The sequence below is a fragment of the Agrobacterium vacciniicorymbosi genome (genome assembly GCF_040427045.1).
Classification (GTDB): Bacteria; Pseudomonadota; Alphaproteobacteria; order Rhizobiales; family Rhizobiaceae; genus Agrobacterium.
This window is the reverse complement of the sequence record NZ_JBETMF010000001.1, coordinates 422,835-443,164: the sequence shown is the minus strand read 5'-3', so window position 1 is coordinate 443,164 and position 20,330 is coordinate 422,835. Positions and strand designations below refer to the sequence as shown.

Here is a 20,330-nt window from a genome sequence, read left to right as displayed (position 1 = left end):
TTCTATGAGGTGCGTGTGGCCTGATGCCTTCATGTAGTGGCTTGCCCACGGACGGGCAAGGTCATAAGTGTGCAGTATATTATCATGCGACGGAAATGAAAAATGAGTGAGCCCTGGCCAACGGAACTGCGGGTGTCGAAAGACAGGAAACATCTTGTCGTGACATTTGACAATGACGCGTCCTTCGACCTGCCCGCAGAGATGCTGCGGGTGCTGTCTCCCTCTGCCGAAGTGCAGGGCCATGGGCCGGGCCAGAAGATCACCGTACCGGGCAAAAAGAACGTCACTCTTCGCTCTCTGGTGGCCACCGGCAACTACGCCGTTCGCATCGCTTTCGATGACGGTCATGACAGTGGCATCTATACGTGGAAGTATCTTTTGGAACTGGGCGAACGGGGTGACACACTGTTCACGGCCTATGAAGGGGAACTTGCTGAAAAAGGCTTGAGCCGGGAGCCCAGAATCCGTTAGCAGCAACGTATATTTCAGACAGGGACAGGGGTGACACTTGGCGGTCGAGGGAAATGCACATGATCTGGCGCAAGTGGTCGTCCTGCTCGGGGCGGGTGTCATCGCGGCACCGCTGTTCAAGCGAATTGGTCTCGGCTCCGTTCTGGGTTATCTCGCAGCCGGTCTGGTAATCGGCCCCTTCGGCTTCGGTGCCTTCTCCGATCCGCAAGCCATCATCCATATTGCCGAACTCGGCGTGGTGATGTTCCTGTTCATCATCGGCCTTGAAATGCAGCCTTCGCGGCTGTGGTCCATGCGCAAGGATATTTTCGGGCTCGGGGCCTTGCAGGTGCTGGCCTGCATGGCGGGCCTGACGCTGGTCGGCCTGGCCCTCGGTTTCTCGCTCATCCCTTCTTTCGTCGCCGGTACCGGCTTCGTGCTGACTTCCACCGCCATCGTCATGCAGATGCTGCAGGAGCGCAACAGCATGTCGACGCTGAAGGGCCAGCGCATCATCGCCATCCTGCTGTTCGAGGATTTGGCCATCGTGCCGCTTCTGGTGCTTGTAGCGTTTCTAGGGGCAGGTGGTGAGGCAGTGACGCTGACGGAACGGTTGACGTCAATCGGTATCGCACTGGCCGCAACTGCCGCCTTGATTGTCGCCGGGCGTTATCTGCTGAACCCGTTCTTCCGGCTGCTCGCAGCGTCCGGTGCGCGGGAAGTGATGACGGCTGCGGCGTTGCTTGTGGTTCTCGGATCGGCCTTGCTCATGCAGGTCAGCGGATTATCCATGGCCATGGGTGCGTTTCTGGCCGGTGTTCTTCTGTCGGAATCCTCTTTCCGTCATCAGCTGGAAGCGGACATCGAACCCTTCCGTGGCATTCTGCTTGGCCTGTTCTTCCTTGGCGTCGGTATGGCGATTGACCTGACGGTGATTGCCGCTAACTGGCAGCTCGTACTGATGAGCGTCGTTGCCTATATGCTCGTTAAGGCGCTGCTGATCTATTGCGTCGCGCGGGTGCTGGGCACCTGCCAGCGCGAAAGCATAGAGCGGGCAGTGTTGATGGCGCAGGGCGGCGAATTCGCTTTCGTGCTGTACTCCGCAGCCGTGGCCGCGGGCATTCTCGACGCTGAAGCCAATGCCGTGCTGACGGCGACCATTATCATCTCGATGATTCTGACGCCGCTGATGGTGATAGCGCATGATCGCATCATGCCGAAGAAGCTACCCGAAACCGGTGATCTCGATCTGCCCGAAAATGTCGATGGCAGCATTCTGATGATCGGCTTCGGTCGTTTCGGACAGATCGTTTCCCAGCCGCTTCTGGCGCGCGGTTACACGCTGTCGCTGGTCGATAAGGACGCAGAGTTCGTGCGCGATGCCTCCGGCTTCGGCTTCAAGGTCTATTATGGCGATGGCTCGCGCGCGGAAATTTTGCATGCGGCAGGTGCCGGGTCGGCCCGCGCGGTGCTGATCTGCGTGGACGACAAGGAAGCGGCCATTCGCATCGCCGAAATCGTCAAACATGAGTTCCCTCTGGTGCCGGTTCTGGCCCGTGCCTATGACCGTGGCCACGCGCTTGATCTGTTGAAGGCAGGTGTCGATTACCAGATCCGCGAGACATACGAATCCGCGCTCAACTTCAGCGAAAAAGTGCTGACGGCAGTGGGTGAGGAAGTCGAGCTGGCGGAGCGTCTGATCGAAGAGTTCCGTGATGTCGATAAGGAGCGTTTCGCGCTCGAAGTCGTCGGCGGCGTCTATGCCGGCCGCTCCCTTATTCGCGGCAATGCGCAGCCTGCCGATATCGTTGCGGCGCGCACAGCACGCGAGCGCGCCGAACGGGAAGCGCGGGAAGAGGCGCGAGAGGAAAGTTAAGCCGCGCTGTCATATCTCTGTCGCAGCAGCGCGATTTAAAGCGAGATTATGGGAAGGGATTCATCATGACCATCATTCACTCTGTGGACGAACTGAAGAAGATTTACGACGGCGTTTCGGACGCATCCGTCGTGAAGGTCACATCCACGTTGACGCCGGAATATCGCCAGATGATCGAGGCAGCGCCGTTTCTGGCGCTCGCGACCGTTGGGCCGGAAGGCATGGACTGTTCACCGCGTGGTGACAAGGGTGGCGTGGTGCGAGTGCAGGATGAAAAGACCGTCTTGCTACCCGACTGGCGCGGTAACAATCGCGTCGACTCACTGCTGAATATCGTGCGTGACCCACGCGTGGCGCTGATGTTCCTCATTCCCGGCTCCAACACGACCATGCGGATCAATGGAAAAGCCGTAGTGTCCATCGATCCCGAATTGCTCGACAGTTTCGAGATGGATGGAAAGCATCCACGCACAGTGACTGTTGTCACCATCGATGAGGTCTATTTCCAGTGCGCCCGCGCACTCATCCGCTCCGAATTGTGGAAAGCGGAAAACTTTGTCGATCCCGCATCGCTGCCGACCCCCGGCACGCTGCTGAAAGCTGCCAAAGCGGATTTTGATCGCGAGACCTATGACCGGGAATGGCCGGAACGCGCTGCCAAGACCATGTGGTAAAGAAGGGGAGGAGAGCCGAGAAATCGGCTCACTGCTTGTAAATCAGCCAGCTCTTTGCGGCATAATTCTTCTGCATTCCGTCTTCGAACAGAACGGTGCGGTTACGGCCCGTTTCCTTGGCGTGATACATGGCGGTATCGGCGCGGGCATAGAGTTCGCCGGGGTTCTGCGCCTGCGAGGCCAGCGCGTAACCGATGGATATCGTCACCTGGCCATAATCGATGCCGGATTTGGAATTGCGGAACGGCGTCTTTTCCAGCGACAGGCGAATGCGTTCGCACATCGCATGGATTTCTTCCTGATTGTTGCCTTCGAGGATAATCGCGAATTCCTCGCCGCCGCTTCTGGCCACGAAGCCATCCTTGCGCACATTCATCTTGATGACGGATGCGACGCTTGCCAGGATTTTATCGCCCACCGGGTGACCGAACGTATCGTTGATGCGCTTGAAGTTATCGACATCAAGCAGCACAAGCGCCGACAGATGAAGGCCGATGCTGGTATCGTAGATGGAGGCCAGCTTCTCATCGAAAGCGCGACGATTGGCCAGCCGCGTCAGGGAATCCGTGTTGGCGATGCGCTTGTATTCATCAAGCTCCAGACGAACCTGCTGCATCTCTTCTGCGTGACGGTCGAAATTCTTAGACGTGCTTTCGTTCTCCGCCATCTTGTTGCCGGTGGCTTCCGCCAGCATGGAGATGGCGGTGCGCAGAAGATGCGTGCTGGAATGGTTCTTGTCCGCAATGCCGGCCCGGGTTTCATCCAGAATGCGGTTATAATTCTCAAGGCATGTCTGCTCGTGCTGCAAGACAACGAGTAGGGCGTTCAGCTCCGCATGAAGCTTGTCGCGGGCGGCCTCGATGAGCTGGCCGTGTGTGTGGTCGAAATAGCGTGCGCCAAGATCGTCCAATTCTTCCTGTGTTGCCCGACCGCCCAGCGCTGCGAGTTCTTTCGTCAGAGCAGGGTTGGAACCAATATAGGCTTCATAAAAGAGGTTATAGTTCCGCGGAATGGGAACGACACCCATGTTGCGCATGGCAAACAGTATTTGTGCAGCTATATCAGGTCCTGGTGCCTTGGGCGTTGATGTACTCATCAAGTCACTCCCGGAAATAAAGTTAGTATCTGCTGTCTAATCTTACAAAACGTCGTTCGCAATCTAACTGACTGAAATAAATATTATTTCGTAAGAAGATAGCCTAGTATAACCGTGTTCTGTCTTGGTTTTAGGCTTCTTATAATTAGAATCGGCTAAAACAGAAAAGGTTACTTCCCATAGCATTTTACGGGTGATTTTGTAGAGGTAAAATCTTGTATGACATTAAAATTTTCAATTTTTATCAACATTTCCAGTGGGCTTGAACCGCGCCACCGGGTTTCGCTCATGCAAAGGTAGCAAAAAACGGCTCCGAAGAGCCGTCTTTTTTTAATCGGTCACTTAGGGCCGATCATGTTTTCCGGGCGTACATACTGATCGAATTCTTCGTTCGTCAGGTATCCGCCGCCGACGGCTTCTTCGCGAAGCGTCGTGCCATTCTTGTGAGCGGTCTTGGCGATCTTGGCGCAAGCATCGTAGCCAAGCTTGCTGTTGAGCGCGGTGACCAGCATCAGTGAGTTTTCGACGCCCTTCTTGATGTTGTCTTCGCGCGCTTCGATGCCGACCACGCAATTGTCGGTGAAGGACACGGCAGCATCACCCAGAAGCTGGACGGACTGCAGGAAGTTGTAGGCCATCATCGGGTTATAGACGTTGAGTTCGAAGTGACCCTGCGAACCTGCAAAGGTGATCGCTGCCTGATTGCCGAAGATATGCGCGCAAACCTGCGTCAGTGCTTCCGACTGTGTCGGGTTGACCTTGCCCGGCATGATGGAGGAGCCGGGTTCGTTTTCCGGTAGGGCCAGTTCGCCGAGACCAGCGCGCGGGCCGGAGCCGAGGAAGCGGATGTCGTTGGCGATCTTGAAGAGGGCAGCGGCTGCGGCGTTGATGGCGCCATGAGCAAAGACCATGGAGTCGTGTGCGGCCAGTGCTTCGAACTTGTTGGGCGCGGTCACGAAGGGCAGGCCGGTGATCTTGGCGATCTCGTCTGCGACCTGCTCGGCAAAACCGACCGGTGCGTTAAGACCGGTACCGACCGCAGTGCCGCCCTGTGCCAGTTCGCAAAGGCCGGGAAGCGTCAGTTCAATGCGCTTGATGGAGGAGGCGACCTGCGCGGCGTAACCGGAAAACTCCTGGCCCAGCGTCAGCGGTGTTGCGTCCTGCGTGTGGGTACGGCCGATCTTGATGATGTGGGCAAAGCCCTTGGCCTTGGCGTCCAGTGCCGCATGCAGATGCTTGAGGCCGGGCAGCAGGTGGTGGACGATCTGCTCTGCGCAGGCAATGTGCATGGCCGTCGGGTAAGTGTCGTTGGACGACTGGCTCATATTGACGTGGTCGTTCGGATGAACCGGCTTCTTGGAGCCCATCACGCCGCCGAGCATCTCAATCGCCCGGTTGGAGATGACTTCATTGGCATTCATGTTGGACTGTGTGCCGGAGCCTGTCTGCCAGACGACCAGCGGGAAGTGGTCGTTGAGCTTGCCGTCGATGACTTCCTGCGCGGCCTTGATAATGGTTTCGCCAACCTGCGCATCGAGCCCGGCCAGCGCCATGTTGGTGCGGGCTGCGGCCTGCTTGACGATGCCGAGCGCACGAACGACCGATGCGGGCTGCTTTTCCCAGCCGATCTTGAAGTTTCCGAGCGAGCGCTGTGCCTGTGCGCCCCAGTAACGGTCGCTTGCAACGTCTATCGGGCCAAATGTATCGGTTTCGGTGCGTGTGGCTGTCATCAGTCCTGCCTCTCCTGTGTGTCCTTCGCAGGGCGGCGTCTTCGCCAAGTCCTGCGCGCGCGCCGACATATAAAGCGATAGCGCAAGCATGGAAAGCCTGTCGTGCAGGGCATTGCCATATTTCCCAACAGTTTCGAAATGGCGGCAAGCGGATTTCGAAAGTCCGGCTGCGTGGCTTTTGGGTAACGTGGCTGGAAAGCCGCAATAGGTGTCTGGTGGACCCGTGTCTGCCGAAAACTTGTTTGCGCAATGTTAAGAAATTAAAGAGAAATTTAACTATTCTCGCCAAACGTGGAGCCCATGCCAAAACGAAAATTTTCGTGATGGGAACTCGTGTCTGGCACCGGATTGGACTTCGTGCGTTTCTTTCCAAAAGAAGACCAATCGGCTAGACAGACACATACTCTTTACATGCGCCTCGATGAATGACGGCGCGGACGCGGCGAGGACTAAATTGCAAATTACATCAGGAAAAACGTCGGCAGCATTGATACTGGCTCTCGGTCTTTCCGTCTCGGCGGGCGTTCCGGGTACTGCTGGTGCGGTGACCCTCATGGATCTGCTGCGCGGCGGACCGGGCAAGGTCGAGCGTGAGCGTCAGGATCGCGGTCTTCCCGGTGTGACGACAATGCAGGGCAATGCATCGACACGCGATGTCGATCCCGAGCCGCTGCCGCGTGTTTCCGGTCCTCGCTACTACACTTATAAGGCTGATAGCGCGCGTGCTGTCGATACGTCGAAATTCTCGTCCGGTCTGGCAAGCGTTAAGCTCTCTGCGACGCCTGAGATCGCCAAGGCTTTGGAAGCCTATTACAATGCGGGCGGCGCGCCAATCTGGGTTTCGAATGGCGATCTCAACGAGCGCGCCAGCGCCGTTCTCGCCTTCTTTGAAACGGTTGGCGACAGCGGCCTGAACCCTGCCGATTATTCCATCTCCGCGCCTTCGCAGGACGTGACCGCAAGCATTTCGTCTGAGCCGCAGGCGCAGGTGCAGAACGTTTCGGTTTCTGAAGAAAAGCCCATTGCGCCTGCGATGATGCAGTTCGAACTGGCGCTTTCCGCCAAGGTACTGGCTTACGTGCAGGACACGACCCGTGGCCGCGTCGATCCAAACAAGCTGTCTGGCTATCATGACTTCAAGCGCAAGGCGGTCAATCTCGCGCCCGTGCTGAAACTCGCCAGCATGAGCCCGGATGTTTCCGCCTATCTGCGCAGCCGTGAGCCTTCCAACCCGGAATATCAGGCGCTGAAGGCTGAGCTTGCGAAGCTGCACAACGAAGACAAGGACGCAACCCACAAGGTTGTCGTTCCTGCCAATCTCGTCCTGAAGCCCGGCGAAAACAATGCCGATATGGCAACGGTGGTCAAAGCCATCGAGCATCGTTCTTCTGCGACCCTGAAGACCGATCACGCCACCACGCTTTCTGGCTATCAGCAGACACCGGAATACACGCCGGAACTGGTTGATCTCGTTAAGGCATTCCAGAGCGAGAACGGCCTGAAGGCTGACGGCGTCATCGGTCGCGCTACCGTGCGCGCAATGACCGGCGACAGCAACGAAGCCAAGATTGCCAAGCTTGAAGTTGCCATGGAGCAGGTTCGTTGGCTGCCAGCCGATCTGGGCGACCGTTTCGTCTTCATCAACCAGCCCGCTTTCATGGCTTACTACCATAATGAGGGCAAGGAAGACTTCGGCATGAAGGTGGTCATCGGTTCGAAGACGAACCAGACCTATTTCTTCCAGGATGAAATCGAGACCGTGGAATTCAACCCTTACTGGGGCGTTCCGCAGTCAATCATCATCAACGAAATGCTGCCGAAGCTTCGCAACGATCCGTCTTATCTGGATCGCCTCGGTTACGAGGTCTCCGTCAACGGTCGCGCCGTGTCGTCTTCCAGCGTCAACTGGTACGGCTCCACGAATGCGATTTCCGTGCGCCAGCCACCGAGCAGCGACAACGCGTTGGGCGACCTGAAAATTCTCTTCCCGAATGCCCATGCCATCTACATGCATGACACGCCGTCGAAGAGCTTCTTCAACCGCGATATGCGTGCACTCAGCCACGGCTGCATTCGTCTGGTCGATCCACGCCGCATGGCCGCCGCGGTTCTCGGCACGACGCTCGATAACGTCAACAAGCAGATCGCCGCCGGTCAGAACCGCGCCGTGCAGGTACCGACGAAAATTCCAGTTTACGTCGCCTACTTCACGGCATGGCCGGACAAGGACGGAAAAGTGCAGTATTTCGATGATGTCTATGACCGTGACAGCTACGTCATGAAGGCCTTCGACGCGACGACCAAGGCACGGGCGTCTTCGATCTGATATTGATGCTGAGGTTTGCGATTCAGATCGCAAACCTCTCCTTCGTCATCCTCGGGCTTGACCCGAGGATCCAATCACGTTGGATGTTGTGGATCGTTAGATCCTCGGGTCAAGCCCGAGGATGACGTCGAGGTTGGGGGAGCCTTCGTCGTCATTTCAGCGCCGTCATGGCGCTTTTTCTTTTGGGACAAGGCCATGCAAAACATTCAGCCGGTTATCGATTCCATCTATGAGGTCATGCAGTCGCGGCTGGGTGAGGGGAAGGTTGCCGACTATATTCCAGAGCTGGCCAAGATCGATCCCAAACAGTTTGGCATTGCCGTCACGACCGTGGATGGTGATACGTTTGTGGCTGGCAATGCGCAGACGCCGTTTTCCATCCAGAGCATTTCCAAGGTTTTCATGCTGACGCTGGCGCTTGGCAAGACGGGCGAAAGCGTGTGGAAGCGCGTGGGGCGTGAGCCGTCCGGCTCTGCTTTCAACTCCATCGTTCAGTTGGAGCGGGAGTCAGGCATTCCGCGAAACCCCTTCGTCAATGCCGGCGCCATCGTGGTGACGGATATGGTGCTGGCCGGGCACCAGCCGCGTGAGGCGATTGGCGAGTTGCTGCGCTTCATCCGCTATCTGGCCGATGACGAAACCATTTCCATCGACAACAAGGTCGCGAAATCCGAGCAGGCGACGGGCTATCGAAATTTTGCGCTGGCCAATTTCATGCGCAGCTTCGGCAATCTGCACCATCCGGTCGAGCATACGCTGGGTGTCTATTTCCACCAGTGCGCCATTTCCATGAACTGCGTGCAGCTGGCGCGGGCAGGGCTGTTTCTGGCCAATCGCGGTCGCAACCCGATTACGGGCCACTCCGTAGTCTCCGACCGGCGGGCGCGGCGTATCAATGCTCTGATGCTGACCTGCGGTCACTATGATGGCTCGGGCGACTTCGCCTATCATGTCGGTCTGCCAGGCAAGAGCGGCGTGGGCGGTGGCATTCTGGTGGTGGCACCCGGCAAGGCCTCCATCGCCGTCTGGTCTCCCGGCCTGAACGAGGTCGGCAACTCCGCACTGGGTTCGGAAGCGCTGGAAATGCTGGCAAACGAAATGGGCTGGTCGGTATTCGGGGCTTGATCTTCACCTCATATGCGGGCATTCCCTGAAGCTGAACGCTGACGCGCGTTCAGGAACGAGCGAGATTGCCATGAACATTGCCGCAGATATCGATGACATGCCCGAAGGCGTCGAGCCTGACGAGCAGGGTGGCGCGCATCCGCTGTTTGCCAATGCGCCGCGCTCCGTGTCTTTCAACAAGCTGCGCAAGCGGCTGTTGCGCAATGTGCGCCAGGCCTTTGACGATTTCGATATGCTGAAAGGCCAGAAGCGCTGGTTGGTGGGGCTTTCCGGTGGCAAGGACAGCTATGGACTGCTGGCGCTGCTCTTGGATTTGAAGTGGCGCGGCCTTCTGCCGGTCGAGCTGATTGCCTGCAATCTCGATCAGGGTCAGCCGAACTTCCCGAAACACATCCTGCCGGATTATCTGACCAAGATCGGCATGCCGCATCGCATCGAATATCGCGACACCTATTCCATCGTGAAGGAAAAGGTGCCGGCTGGCGGCACCTATTGTTCGCTCTGTTCGCGGCTGCGTCGTGGCAATCTCTATCGTATTGCCCGAGAGGAAGGTTGCGATGCGCTTCTGCTCGGACACCATCGCGAAGACATTCTCGAAACCTTCTTCATGAACTTCTTCCATGGCGGGCGGCTGGCCGCCATGCCGCCAAAACTGATGAATGACGAAGGTGACCTGATGGTGCTGCGTCCGCTGGCCTATTGCGCAGAAGACGATATGGCGAAATTTGCCTCTGCCATGGAATTCCCGATCATCCCTTGCGACCTCTGTGGCTCGCAGGATGGGCTTCAGCGCAATGCCATGAAGGACATGCTGGCCGATATCGAGCGGCGAATGCCCGGCCGCAAGGACGTGATGCTGCGCGCCATGGCGCACGTCAATCCGTCGCATTTGCTGGATACCAAGCTTTTCGATTTCTCCGCGCTCACTGTCACTGATCCGTCACGCTAGGAGAATAGGTCGTGAAGCCTCTCCGATCTTTTCAAAGAAATCCTTCATGACCCTTTCCGATACCGATCTTGATTTCCTCGTGGCCACCGTCGCCGACGCAGGCGTGACCGAAATTCTTCCGCGCTTCCGCAATCTCAGCGCATCCGATATTTCCCAGAAGACCTCGGTTGTCGATCTGGTGACAGAGGCCGATATTCTGGCTGAAAAGCGCATCACCGCAGCGCTGCTGGAGCGTTTCCCCAAGGCGCACATCGTAGGTGAAGAAGCCTATGATGCCGACCACTCGGTTATCCCGGCGCTTACCACTGCAGAGCTTGCTTTCGTGATCGATCCTATCGACGGCACATTCAACTACGCCTCCGGCTTTCCGGCCTTCGGCACCTTGCTCGCCGTCACCATCAAGGGTGAGACGGTTGCGGGCATCATCCATGATCCTGTGATGGGTGACACGATTGTTTCCGTCAAAGGCGCAGGCGCGACGCTCAAACGCAAGAATGGCAGCGAGGCGAAACTGCGCGTGGCCAATGCTGTTGATCTGTCGCAGATGGTTGGCATATTCTCCTGGGGTCACAGCTTCGAAGAGCGTCGCCCGGTTATCGCCGCCAATATGACCAAAGCAAAGATGGCGCTATCGCTGAATTGCTCTGCTCATGAATACTGGCTGGTTTCCACCGGCAAGCTTCACTTCATTGGCCATGAAAAGCTGATGCCGTGGGACCATCTGGCCGGTGTGCTGACACATCAGGAAGCGGGCGGTTACACGGCCAAGTTCGATGGCACGCCCTACCGACCTGGCGATCTGGCCGGCGGCATTTTGTCTGCGCCCGACAAGGACAGCTGGAAAATGCTTCGCCGCGAAATCGTCGGCCTTTGATTCGATACCAGAAAGGAAAACCCATGACCGTTCAACTCGACATCGCATCCCTTGCCAACGCCCTGCAAGAGGCGGCGGCGGTGGAAATTCTGCCAAGGTTTCGCAATCTCGGCGAAGGCGATGTGCGGATAAAGACGGAAGCCATCGATCTGGTGACGGAAGCGGATGAAGCAGCCGAACGCCTGATCCGTGCCCGCGTGGCCGAGTTCATGCCCGAAGCACAGTTCGTGGGAGAGGAGGCTGTTGCCGCCGATCCATCGCTGCTCTCCAAGCTGGGTGAGGCGGATCTGGCGGTGGTGGTCGATCCCATCGATGGGACCTTCAACTTCGCGGCGGGTTTGCCGCTGTTCGGCGTCATGCTGAGCGTGGTTTCCAAGGGTGAGACGGTCGCCGGTATCATCTTCGATCCGATGGGCAACGACTGGGTGATTGCGGAAAAGGGCTCCGGCGCGTGGATGTGCAGCGCCGATGGTTCGCAGAGCCAGATGAATGTGGTGCCAGCGCCTGAGCTTTCGCAGATGGTGGGCATTGCCAACACAGGCTATTTCGAAGGCGAAGTCCGCCGTCGGCTTCTGAACAATCTGGCCGATGTTCGTCTCTTCACCAGCTATCGCTGCGCGGCCCACGAATACCGCGTCTTCTGCGGCGGCCACATGCACTTCCTGATGTACAACAAGCTGATGCCTTGGGACCACTTGGCCGGTACACTGATTTCACAGGAAGCCGGTGCCTATGCCGCGCGTCTGGACGGCTCAACCTATCTGCCGCACCATGTTAGCGGCGGGCTTCTTCTTGCGCCCGACAAGGACACGTGGACGCTGTTGCGTGAGAAGATTTTCACGGTTTAAGTCAACTCGAGATCAAAACAAAAAAAGGCGCGGATGGTGACATCCGCGCCTTTCGCATTATGGGGCATATTTAGTGTGTCGGCTTGTTCTGCGGATGAAAGAGAACGCCCTTTTCACCGATCAGCACGAAGACAAGGCCCAGTACCGAAACGACGAAGAAGCCCGTCACCATTGGCAGCGCCGTGCCGTTGAAGGCCTGGCCGATGGCCGCACCAATCAAAGAACCGCCAATCGTGCTCATGAAGCCGATGACCGAGGACGCAGTGCCCGCGACATGGCCGAGTGGCTCCATGGCCAGCGAGTTGAAGTTCGAGCCGATGAGGCCAAACTGGAACATAGACAGGGCGAACATGGCGATGAACAGCACGAAAGGCATGGGTTGTGGCCCGAAGATTTGCGCCAGAAGCCAGAGGAAGGTGATGAGGATGAAGAGAATGAGCGAGCCATGCGACAGCTTCCTCATGCCAAACTTTCCGACAAGTCGGGAGTTCAGGAAGGACGAGGCTGCCATGAACAGGGCCACCGCAGCAAAGGCCGCCGCGAACCATGCACCCAGATCGTAAATGCCCTTGTAAACCTGCTCAGCCGAATTGATGAAGCCGAACAGCGCACCGAAAATGATGGTGCTCGCGATTGTGTAGCAAAGCGCCACCCGGTTGGTCAGCACGATCTTGAAGCCGCCGATGACGGACGAGACGGTAAGGGGACGCACATCCTGCGCATGCAGCGTTTCCGGCAAGCGCAGATACATCCATACGCTTACGATAGCCGCAATGGCCGCCATGAAGCCGAAGATGAGGTGCCAGTCGCCGAAGAACAGCACGATCTGCCCCGTACCCGGCGCGATGACCGGAACGACCATAAAGACCATCATGATCAAGGACATGACTTCCGCCATCTGCCGCCCGCCATAGATATCGCGAACGATAGAGATGGTGATGACGCGCGTTGCCGCCGAGCCGATGCCCTGAATGAAGCGCAGGGCCAGAAGACCGGCAAAGGACGGCACGAAAACCACGGCGATGGAAGAAAGGATGTAGATGCCGAGGCCAAACAGCATGGGCTTGCGACGGCCGAAACGGTCCGCAATCGGTCCGTAGAACAGCTGCGCAATGCCGAAGCCGATGAGATAGGCGGAGATGACGTATTGGCGATGATTTTCATTATCGACACCCAGCGAAGCGCCGATTTCCTGCAGGCCGGGCAGCATGATGTCGATGGCCAAGGCATTCAGCGCCATCAGCGCCGCCGCAAGGCCGATAAATTCTGTACGCCCCATAGCAACGGTGCGCGTCGAATCCGATTGTGAAGGATTTGTCACAGACTTTGTCCCAAAAGAACGGCAAAGGCGTTGCTTGGGGCAACGCCTATACAAGTTTTAATAAGTAGGGTGGGCCGGGGAACCGGCCGAAATCATGCCGCGCCGCGGACGCTGATACCCTGTTCCTGAAGATGATCCTGAAGCTCGCCAGACTGGAACATCTCTCTCACGATGTCACAGCCGCCGAGAAACTCGCCCTTGATGTAGAGCTGAGGAATGGTTGGCCAGTTGGAATAGTCCTTGATACCCTGACGCAGGTCGCCGTCGGCAAGCACGTTGATGCCCTTGTACTGCACGCCAAGATAGTCAAGAATCTGTACGACCTGACCGGAAAAACCACACTGTGGAAACTGTGGGGTGCCCTTGAGGAAGAGGACGATATCGTTACCCTTCACTTCGCCGTCGATCATATCGTGAATGCCGCTCATGGCCATTTCCTTTCACACGCGGTTCAAGGCCGCTGCTTCGTTTGTTCTTAAATAACATGGTAGCGGACGATTTCCAGCCATGAACGGCAAAAAATCGAAGGCGGTTGCGCATATCGGCTATGTCAAATATCCAGATTTTCCGCAAATGCGGAGCGATCCTGAATGAAGCGGAAGCGTGCATCCGGCTTGGTGCCCATGAGATTGTCCACGGCTTCGCGGGTGCCTTCGAAATCCACGTCATCGATTTCCACGCGCAGCAGCGTGCGCTTGGATGGGTCCATGGTGGTCTCTTTCAGCTGCGCTGGCATCATTTCGCCAAGGCCTTTAAAGCGACCGATTTCGACCTTTTTGCCTTTGAAGACGGTTTCCATCAGCTCGGCGCGGTGTGCGTCGTCGCGGGCATAGACCGTTTTCGCACCCTGGCGGATGACGTAAAGCGGCGGCACGGCGAGATAGAGGTGGTTGCCGCGGATGAGTTCCGGCATTTCCTGATAGAAGAAGGTAATCAGCAGAGAGGCGATATGTGCTCCGTCTACGTCGGCATCGGTCATGATGACGATGCGCTCATAGCGCAAATCTTCGTCGCGATACTTGGTGCGTGTGCCGCAACCCAGCGCCTGAATGAGATCTGCGATCTGCTGATTGGCAGACAGCTTTTCGCGGCTGGCGCTGCCGACGTTGAGGATTTTACCTCGCAGCGGCAGGATGGCCTGATTGGCGCGGTTGCGCGCCTGCTTGGCCGAACCACCAGCCGAATCACCTTCCACGATGAAGAGCTCTGCACCCTCTGCCGTGTTCTGTGAACAATCGGCCAGTTTGCCGGGCAAGCGCAGTTTGCGCACGGCGGTCTTGCGGTTGACTTCCTTTTCCTTGCGGCGGCGAAGACGTTCTTCGCAACGCTCGATAACCCAGTCCAGCAGCTTTGCCGCTTCGTTAGGATTTCCGGCCAGATAGTGGTCGAACGGGTCTCGCAGAGCGTTTTCCACGATGCGCTGCGCTTCAACCGTTGCCAGCTTGTCCTTCGTCTGGCCGACAAATTCCGGCTCGCGGATGAAAACCGAGAGCATGCCGACGGCGGAAATCATCACGTCATCTGTGGTGATTTCGCGGGCGCGCTTGTTCTGCGTCAATTCTGCGTAATTCTTCAGCCCCTTGGTCAGCGCAATACGAAGACCCGCTTCGTGGGTGCCGCCTTCGGGCGTGGGGATGGTGTTGCAATAGGAATGCAGCTGGGCATCGCCACCGTACCAGGTGATCGCCCATTCCATCGCCCCGTGGCCACCGGTCTTTTCCGTCTTTCCTGCAAAGATTTCGCGGGTGACAGTGAAGTCCTTGCCGAGCGTCGCCGCCAGATAATCCTTCAGTCCGCCGGGGAAGTGGAACACTGCCTTTTCCGGGATGTCACCATCGGGTGGCACCATGCCGGGATCGCAGCTCCAGCGTATCTCGACGCCGCCAAACAGATAGGCTTTCGAGCGTGCCATGCGGAAAATGCGAGCCGGTTCGAACTTTGCGTGATCGCCGAAGATTTGTGGATCAGGATGGAAACGCACACGGGTGCCGCGACGATTGTGCACGTCACCCAGCTCTTCAAGGCCACCCATGGGAACGCCACGCGAAAAGCGCTGGCGATAGAGCTTGCGATTGCGCGCGACTTCGACTTCGAGAAGATCGGACAGAGCGTTGACGACGGACACGCCGACGCCATGCAGACCGCCCGAAGTTTCGTAGGCCTTGCCATCGAACTTGCCGCCTGCGTGCAGCTTGGTCATGATGACTTCGAGGGTGGATTTGCCGGGAACCTGCGGGTGGTTTTCCACAGGAATGCCGCGACCATTGTCGCTAACCGTCAGAAAACCTTCCGCATCCAGATGCACTTCAATGAAATTGGCGTGGCCAGCGACGGCCTCGTCCATGGAGTTATCGATGACTTCGGCAAAGAGATGGTGCAGTGCCTTCTCGTCCGTGCCGCCAATATACATGCCGGGGCGCATGCGCACGGGCTCCAGCCCCTCAAGCACACGGATGGAGGATGCACCGTAATCATCGCCCGATGAGGTGGTCACGAGCGTAGGCTTTGGCGCTGCGGCAACAGCTTTGGTCGCAGCAACAGGAGCAGCCTCACGGGCCTCTGGCTCTTCGCGTTGCGGTGCGACTTGGCTTGAAAATAGGTCGTTGCTATCGTCCATTGTACCCAGTTCAGTCAGAATTTGGCCATGCGAATCAGCGTTGCTTTGCCTCTGACGGCAAGACATGCTGTTACTCAAGCACGGAATAATCGGGTTTGCGTCATCTCAAAGGATTGCGCTGCCCCCGCCCGGATGACAAGTGTTCTGGCCCAAATGAAACGGTTACTCAAGGCATGTCCACAGCTATCTTCACCTTTTGTACTCTTTTTTGCCTGTCTGTTGCGATAACGCCCGCTCAGGCGCAAGACACGGGCGGCCCTCTGAAGCCCTTCAAGGACGATCTGTTTTCCAATCAGCCCGTGCTTTCCACGGGTGATGGCGGTGCCTCCGTGGTCGTCGACTACAATGAAATGCGCGACATCAATGGCCGCGACGAGACGCCGGAACGGCGGGTGAAGCGGCAATATGTCGATCTGGCACCGAAGAAATTTCAGGAGCTGGAAACACTCTCGGTTGAGAGCAGGGGGCTGGATGTCGGGCGCGTGGGGGCGGCCTCCGGGCAGGCCTTTACGGTGATTTTCATTCACGGACGAGGCGGAGACCGGAGGCTGGGCATGAACGACTACACCTTCGGCGGCAATTTCAACCGGCTGAAGAATCTCGCCGTTGCCAATGGCGGCACCTATTACGCGCCGAGTGTTAAAAGCTTCGATGAAAAGGGCGTTGCCGATATCGCTGCGCTGATTGCCGATGCGAAGGTGAAATCCGGCGGGCGTCCCGTCATTCTTGCCTGCGCCTCCATGGGCAGCTTCATCTGTTACGGCATCAGCCGCGATCAGAAAGCCGTTTCCGACCTGAAAGGCATGGCCATTCTGGGTGGCGCGGTCGATCCCGATTTTCCCAAGAGCGCTTTCGTGAAGGCGAAAAAGCCCGTGTGGTTCACCCATGGCAGCGAAGACAGGATTTATTCCGCAGACCAGCAGGCTGGCATTTTCCGCACATTGTTGAAAGCAGGGCAGCCCGCGCGGTTCACGCTGTATAAAAGCGGAACGCACGGTACGCCGGTACGCATGACGGATTGGCGGGCGGTGTTGAACTACCTGATATCAAGTTGAACATAAAAGAAGCGGCCAGCTGATCAAAAAACGACAAAATGCGACGATTTTGACCAAAGTTTTGAACCAAAACCTTTCTTTTTTGTACCAAATGATCTCGCTAGCCTTTAAGACTTAGCCAGTACCTGCCGTTACCGGCGTCCAGTCTTTTCGGGCGCCCTTTTAGTTAAGAGGAATGGATCGCTTATGACCCCTGATGTTCGCCCGCTTGTCGCTGGAAACTGGAAGATGAACGGTACGCGCGAGTCTCTCGATCAGATCAAGGCGATGGCCGAAGGTGTCAAAGGTGCGTTGTCGCAGAAGGTGGATGCGCTGATTTGCCCGCCCTCCACGCTGCTTTATGTCGCCACCGCGCTGTGCGATGACAGCCCGCTGAAAATCGGCGCGCAGGATTGCCATCAGAATGTGTCAGGTGCTCACACCGGCGATATTTCCGCTGAAATGATTGCAGATTGCTTCGGCACGCACGTCATCGTCGGCCACTCCGAACGCCGCACCGACCATGCAGAAACCGACCATCTGGTGCGGGCCAAGGCATCTGCTGCCCACGCTGCTGAACTGGTCGCCATCGTCTGCATCGGTGAAACGGCGGATGAGCGCAAGGCTGGCCAGACGCTGGACGTCCTGAAGCGGCAGCTGGCGGGTTCTCTGCCGGATGAGGCGACTGCCGCGGATACGGTGATTGCCTACGAGCCCGTATGGGCCATCGGTACCGGCCTCACGCCGACGACACAGGATGTGCGGGAAGCGCACGCTTTCATGCGTGATGAGCTGGTCAAGCGCTTCGGTGCGGAAGGTAAGGGCATGCGCATTCTCTATGGTGGATCGGTCAAGCCCGGCAACGCGCTGGAGCTGATGGGTGTTGAGAATGTGGATGGCGCGCTGATCGGCGGGGCCAGCTTGAAAGCATCCGATTTCCTGTCCATCTATGCGGCATACGAGCAATTGACTGCTTGATCGCTTCTTTCGTCTTACAGGGGCTTGGAATACGCTTTCGCCTCATGTAAAGAGCCGCAAACTTCTTCATTGTGCTCCTGATGGGGCATGGAATGGATTGTCATGCAGAACGTACTGATTGTTATTCATCTCATGATCGTGCTGGCGCTTGTCGGCGTGGTTCTGATCCAGCGTTCCGAAGGCGGTGGCCTTGGTATCGGCGGTGGTTCGGGCTTCATGTCCGCACGCGGTACGGCAAATGCCCTGACGCGCACCACGGCCATCCTCGCGGCGCTGTTCTTCGCAACGTCCCTCGGCCTTGGTCTTCTGACCCGCTACGAATCGCGTCCGACCGATATTCTGGACCGTATTCCTGCCACGCAGGGGCAGGGTAACGGCATTCTGGATACGCTCGGCCCGTCTTCGACAGCGCCAGCGACGCAGGCCCCGACTGAGGGCGGCGTTCCGTCCACGACCAATGGCGCTGCTGCTCCGGCCACAGGCGCTGCGCCTGCCACAGGTACGGCACCGGCCACGACGCCTGCTACTCCGGTACCAGCGACACCGGCTCCGGCCAACAACGCAGTTCCAACCGGCCAGTAAAACCGGTTCAAGCATATCACTCCGGCAGGCCAAAAGCCTGCCGGTTTTCTTTTGTTTACATTCCGGGCAGGCCTGCCGCATTCCATCAACAGATGAATGCGGGCGTTCAGAAATTTGGGCTGGCGGAATCACTCATTTAAAGGTAAGCGGTGAATCCCATGGCGCGATATGTATTCATCACAGGCGGCGTGGTCTCCTCACTTGGTAAGGGCATTGCGGCCGCAGCACTCGGAGCGTTGTTGCAATCCCGTGGTTATCGGGTACGACTTCGCAAACTTGACCCCTATCTCAATGTCGATCCCGGCACCATGAGCCCCACCCAGCACGGTGAAGTGTTCGTGACCGATGACGGCGCGGAGACTGACCTCGATCTCGGTCACTACGAACGCTTTACGGGGCGCTCGGCCACCAAGACCGACAACATCACCACGGGTCGTATCTACAAGAACATCATCGATAAGGAACGCCGCGGCGATTATCTCGGCGCGACGGTGCAGGTCATTCCGCATGTCACCAACGAAATCAAGAATTTCGTGACCGAAGGCAATGAAGACTACGATTTCGTCATCTGCGAAATCGGCGGCACGGTGGGCGACATCGAAGCTATGCCCTTCATGGAAGCCATCCGTCAGGCCAAGAACGACCTGCCACGCGGCACGGCCATCTTCGTTCATCTGACGCTGATGCCTTACATTCCGGCAGCCGGTGAACTGAAGACCAAGCCGACACAGCACTCCGTCAAGGAATTGCAGGCGCTGGGTATTCACCCTGACATTCTCTTGGTACGTGCCGACCGGGAAATCCCCGAGGCCGAACGCCGCAAGCTCTCCCTGTTCTGCAACGTGCGTCCTTCCGCCGTCATTCAGGCGCTTGATGTTGCCAATATCTATGACGTGCCGATCGCCTACCACAAGGAAGGCCTCGACAACGAAGTACTGGCCGCTTTCGGTATCGAGCCTGCGCCGAAGCCACGCCTTGAGCATTGGGAAGAAGTCTGCAACCGCATCCACACGCCGGAAGGCGAAGTGACCATTGCCATCGTCGGCAAATATACCGGTCTGAAGGATGCGTATAAGTCGCTGATCGAAGCCCTGCATCACGGTGGCTTTGCCAACCGCGTCAAGGTCAATCTGGAATGGATCGAGTCGGAAGTCTTCGAAAAGGAAGATCCGGCACCGTATCTCGAAAAGGTCGACGCCATCCTCGTTCCCGGCGGCTTTGGCGAGCGCGGCTCTGAAGGCAAGATACGCGCGGCGCAATATGCCCGCGAGCGTCAGGTGCCGTATTTCGGTATCTGCTTCGGCATGCAGATGGCGGTCGTGGAAGCGGCCCGCAATCTCGCCGGTATCGAAAACGCATCCTCAACCGAATTCGGCACCACGTCCGAGCCGGTGGTCGGCCTGATGACGGAGTGGGTCAAGGGCAACGATCTGGAGAAGCGCAATGCCGCAGGCGACCTCGGCGGCACCATGCGTCTGGGTGCCTACAAGGCATCGCTCAAGAAAGACACCAAGATCGCCGAAATCTACGGCTCGACGGATATCTCGGAGCGCCACCGCCACCGCTACGAGGTGAACGTGGATTACAAGGATCGCCTTGAAAGCTGCGGCCTCGTCTTCTCCGGCATGTCTCCTGACGGCGTTCTGCCTGAGACAGTCGAGTACCCCGACCACCCATGGTTCATCGGCGTACAATACCACCCCGAACTCAAGAGCCGCCCGCTAGACCCGCACCCGCTGTTTGCAAGCTTCATTGAAGCCGCGCTGGAGCGAAGCCGGTTGGTTTAATTTGATGGACGTTAAAAAAAGGCCGCAGCGATGCGGCCTTTTTTGTTTGTCTAAGACTGCTTT

General features: G+C 57.5%; 17 protein-coding genes. 12 read left to right on the top strand and 5 right to left on the bottom strand.

Annotated elements, in window-relative coordinates:
- Positions 1-102 precede the first annotated feature (102 nt).
- The 3 genes from ABUK73_RS02265 to ABUK73_RS02255 all read left to right on the top strand — a co-directional run bounded on the left by ABUK73_RS02265 (position 103) and on the right by ABUK73_RS02255 (position 3,000).
- Positions 103-471 carry a DUF971 domain-containing protein gene (locus ABUK73_RS02265; RefSeq protein ID WP_353575848.1) on the top strand — a complete coding sequence of 123 codons (369 nt, stop codon included), beginning with the start codon at positions 103-105 and terminating at the stop codon, positions 469-471.
- A gap of 37 nt (positions 472-508) precedes the next feature.
- Positions 509-2,326 (top strand): monovalent cation:proton antiporter-2 (CPA2) family protein, encoded by a 1,818-nt coding sequence (locus ABUK73_RS02260; RefSeq protein WP_353575847.1) that lies wholly within the window; start codon positions 509-511, stop codon positions 2,324-2,326.
- A 65-nt stretch (positions 2,327-2,391) separates the two neighbouring features.
- Positions 2,392-3,000, top strand: coding sequence for a pyridoxamine 5'-phosphate oxidase family protein (locus ABUK73_RS02255; RefSeq protein WP_353575846.1), 609 nt, complete (start codon positions 2,392-2,394; stop codon positions 2,998-3,000).
- A 28-nt stretch (positions 3,001-3,028) separates the two neighbouring features.
- Here the strand turns inward: ABUK73_RS02255 and ABUK73_RS02250 are convergent, their stop codons facing one another.
- Both ABUK73_RS02250 and fumC read right to left on the bottom strand, forming a co-directional pair.
- Positions 3,029-4,096 carry a GGDEF domain-containing protein gene (locus tag ABUK73_RS02250; RefSeq protein ID WP_353575845.1) on the bottom strand — a complete coding sequence of 356 codons (1,068 nt, stop codon included), beginning with the start codon at positions 4,094-4,096 and terminating at the stop codon, positions 3,029-3,031.
- Between the two features lie 338 nt (positions 4,097-4,434).
- Positions 4,435-5,826, bottom strand: coding sequence for a class II fumarate hydratase (gene fumC / locus ABUK73_RS02245; RefSeq protein WP_353575844.1), 1,392 nt, complete (start codon positions 5,824-5,826; stop codon positions 4,435-4,437).
- Between the two features lie 421 nt (positions 5,827-6,247).
- On the opposite strand from fumC, the gene ABUK73_RS02240 reads away from it, so the two are divergent.
- The 5 genes from ABUK73_RS02240 (at position 6,248) to ABUK73_RS02220 (ending at position 11,948) form a co-directional block, all read left to right on the top strand.
- The gene (locus ABUK73_RS02240; protein ID WP_353575843.1) at positions 6,248-8,152 is read left to right on the top strand and encodes a L,D-transpeptidase family protein; all 1,905 of its coding nucleotides are present in this window, start codon (positions 6,248-6,250) and stop codon (positions 8,150-8,152) included.
- 195 nt (positions 8,153-8,347) lie between these two features.
- Positions 8,348-9,277 (top strand): glutaminase, encoded by a 930-nt coding sequence (locus tag ABUK73_RS02235; RefSeq protein WP_353575842.1) that lies wholly within the window; start codon positions 8,348-8,350, stop codon positions 9,275-9,277.
- Between the two features lie 70 nt (positions 9,278-9,347).
- Positions 9,348-10,226 (top strand): tRNA 2-thiocytidine(32) synthetase TtcA, encoded by an 879-nt coding sequence (gene ttcA, locus ABUK73_RS02230; RefSeq protein WP_353575841.1) that lies wholly within the window; start codon positions 9,348-9,350, stop codon positions 10,224-10,226.
- A 46-nt stretch (positions 10,227-10,272) separates the two neighbouring features.
- A complete protein-coding gene (locus ABUK73_RS02225; RefSeq protein ID WP_353575840.1) occupies positions 10,273-11,100 on the top strand; it encodes an inositol monophosphatase family protein in 828 nt (275 codons plus the stop codon).
- 23 nt (positions 11,101-11,123) lie between these two features.
- Entirely contained in the window at positions 11,124-11,948 is an 825-nt protein-coding gene (locus tag ABUK73_RS02220; protein WP_353575839.1) for an inositol monophosphatase family protein, read from the top strand.
- A 70-nt stretch (positions 11,949-12,018) separates the two neighbouring features.
- On the opposite strand, the gene ABUK73_RS02215 is transcribed toward ABUK73_RS02220, so the two are convergent.
- From ABUK73_RS02215 to parE, 3 genes are all read right to left on the bottom strand, one after another.
- On the bottom strand, positions 12,019-13,269 hold the full coding sequence (locus ABUK73_RS02215) for a multidrug effflux MFS transporter (protein WP_353575838.1): 1,251 nt from the start codon (positions 13,267-13,269) through the stop codon (positions 12,019-12,021).
- 92 nt (positions 13,270-13,361) lie between these two features.
- Entirely contained in the window at positions 13,362-13,697 is a 336-nt protein-coding gene (grxD, locus tag ABUK73_RS02210; RefSeq protein WP_353575837.1) for a Grx4 family monothiol glutaredoxin, read from the bottom strand.
- Between the two features lie 122 nt (positions 13,698-13,819).
- On the bottom strand, positions 13,820-15,886 hold the full coding sequence (parE, locus tag ABUK73_RS02205) for a DNA topoisomerase IV subunit B (protein WP_353575836.1): 2,067 nt from the start codon (positions 15,884-15,886) through the stop codon (positions 13,820-13,822).
- A 173-nt stretch (positions 15,887-16,059) separates the two neighbouring features.
- On the opposite strand from parE, the gene ABUK73_RS02200 reads away from it, so the two are divergent.
- The 4 genes from ABUK73_RS02200 to ABUK73_RS02185 all read left to right on the top strand — a co-directional run bounded on the left by ABUK73_RS02200 (position 16,060) and on the right by ABUK73_RS02185 (position 20,267).
- Positions 16,060-16,941, top strand: coding sequence for an alpha/beta hydrolase (locus ABUK73_RS02200; protein WP_353575835.1), 882 nt, complete (start codon positions 16,060-16,062; stop codon positions 16,939-16,941).
- Positions 16,942-17,127: 186 nt separating this feature from the next.
- On the top strand, positions 17,128-17,898 hold the full coding sequence (tpiA, locus tag ABUK73_RS02195) for a triose-phosphate isomerase (RefSeq protein WP_353575834.1): 771 nt from the start codon (positions 17,128-17,130) through the stop codon (positions 17,896-17,898).
- A 102-nt stretch (positions 17,899-18,000) separates the two neighbouring features.
- Complete coding sequence (secG, locus tag ABUK73_RS02190) at positions 18,001-18,480, top strand: preprotein translocase subunit SecG (RefSeq protein ID WP_353575833.1); 480 nt, start codon at positions 18,001-18,003, stop codon at positions 18,478-18,480.
- Positions 18,481-18,638: 158 nt separating this feature from the next.
- Positions 18,639-20,267 (top strand): CTP synthase, encoded by a 1,629-nt coding sequence (locus tag ABUK73_RS02185; protein ID WP_353575832.1) that lies wholly within the window; start codon positions 18,639-18,641, stop codon positions 20,265-20,267.
- Positions 20,268-20,330: the final 63 nt, after the last annotated feature.

Bases quoted from the DNA above. Each gene is read 5' to 3' on its own strand.
- ABUK73_RS02200 (WP_353575835.1), top strand. From the start codon at position 16,060: ATGTCCACAGCTATCTTCACCTTTTGTACTCTTTTTTGCCTGTCTGTT.
- tpiA (WP_353575834.1), top strand. From the start codon at position 17,128: ATGACCCCTGATGTTCGCCCGCTTGTCGCTGGAAACTGGAAGATGAAC.
- grxD (WP_353575837.1), bottom strand. From the start codon at position 13,697: ATGAGCGGCATTCACGATATGATCGACGGCGAAGTGAAGGGTAACGAT.
- ttcA (WP_353575841.1), top strand. From the start codon at position 9,348: ATGAACATTGCCGCAGATATCGATGACATGCCCGAAGGCGTCGAGCCT.
- secG (WP_353575833.1), top strand. From the start codon at position 18,001: ATGCAGAACGTACTGATTGTTATTCATCTCATGATCGTGCTGGCGCTT.
- parE (WP_353575836.1), bottom strand. From the start codon at position 15,886: ATGGACGATAGCAACGACCTATTTTCAAGCCAAGTCGCACCGCAACGC.
- ABUK73_RS02220 (WP_353575839.1), top strand. From the start codon at position 11,124: ATGACCGTTCAACTCGACATCGCATCCCTTGCCAACGCCCTGCAAGAG.
- ABUK73_RS02265 (WP_353575848.1), top strand. From the start codon at position 103: ATGAGTGAGCCCTGGCCAACGGAACTGCGGGTGTCGAAAGACAGGAAA.
- ABUK73_RS02225 (WP_353575840.1), top strand. From the start codon at position 10,273: ATGACCCTTTCCGATACCGATCTTGATTTCCTCGTGGCCACCGTCGCC.
- ABUK73_RS02250 (WP_353575845.1), bottom strand. From the start codon at position 4,096: ATGAGTACATCAACGCCCAAGGCACCAGGACCTGATATAGCTGCACAA.
- fumC (WP_353575844.1), bottom strand. From the start codon at position 5,826: ATGACAGCCACACGCACCGAAACCGATACATTTGGCCCGATAGACGTT.
- ABUK73_RS02255 (WP_353575846.1), top strand. From the start codon at position 2,392: ATGACCATCATTCACTCTGTGGACGAACTGAAGAAGATTTACGACGGC.
- ABUK73_RS02235 (WP_353575842.1), top strand. From the start codon at position 8,348: ATGCAAAACATTCAGCCGGTTATCGATTCCATCTATGAGGTCATGCAG.
- ABUK73_RS02240 (WP_353575843.1), top strand. From the start codon at position 6,248: ATGAATGACGGCGCGGACGCGGCGAGGACTAAATTGCAAATTACATCA.
- ABUK73_RS02185 (WP_353575832.1), top strand. From the start codon at position 18,639: ATGGCGCGATATGTATTCATCACAGGCGGCGTGGTCTCCTCACTTGGT.